Below are 706 nucleotides of genomic sequence, written 5' to 3'. Positions count from 1 at the left end.
AAGTCCAAGGGCGTCGCCACCCCCCTGGCGGTGGGGAAGGACTGGACGCAGCAGATGCTGTTCGAAGCGGTCCTGATCTCTGATCTGGGGCCGGAGAAGTTCACGGGTCTGTGGAACGGGACGACGGACTGGGCGGGTGCGGATGTCACCAAGGGCATCGAGGACTACAAGCGGCTGCTGACCTATTCGAACAAGGATCGGGACACCTTCGACTGGACGGATGCGGAGAAGCTCGTCATGGACGGGAAGGCCGCTTTCCAGCTGATGGGTGACTGGGAGGCCGCGGATCTGGACACCAAGGGGTTCAAGGACTATTCCTATGCGGTGTTCCCGGGGAACGGGGATGCCTACCAGTGGCTGGCGGATTCCTTCGTCCTGCCGAAGGGTGCGAAGAACCCTGAGGGTACGAAGTGCTGGCTGAAGACCCTGGGCAGTGCGGCGGGTCAGAAGGCGTTCAACACCAAGAAGGGTTCCATTCCGGCGCGTACGGATGCGGTGGCTGCGGATTATCCGGCGTATCAGCAGTCGGCGATCGCGGACTGGGCGAAGGGCAAGGCCGTTCCGTCCTGCCCGCATGGTTCGGCGTGTTCGCAGGGGTGGCAGGGTGCGGTGAACTCCGCGCAGGGCAAGTTCTCCGGTGATGGTGACGTCGCCGGTTTCCAGAGTGCCCTCGTCGCCGCCGCGAAGCAGTTCGCGGTCAAGTGAC

General features: G+C 63.6%; 1 protein-coding gene. It reads left to right on the top strand.

What is annotated here, in order from left to right; genetic code table 11:
• Positions 1-705, top strand: a 705-nt coding sequence (locus ABD785_RS41160; protein ID WP_344840347.1) for an extracellular solute-binding protein, incomplete at its 5' end; no start/stop codon positions are given.
• Position 706 lies beyond the last annotated feature (1 nt).

The organism is Actinocorallia longicatena (genome assembly GCF_039534125.1).
Lineage (GTDB): Bacteria > Actinomycetota > Actinomycetes > Streptosporangiales > Streptosporangiaceae > Actinocorallia > Actinocorallia longicatena.
This window is presented reverse-complemented; position numbering and strand designations above follow the sequence as displayed.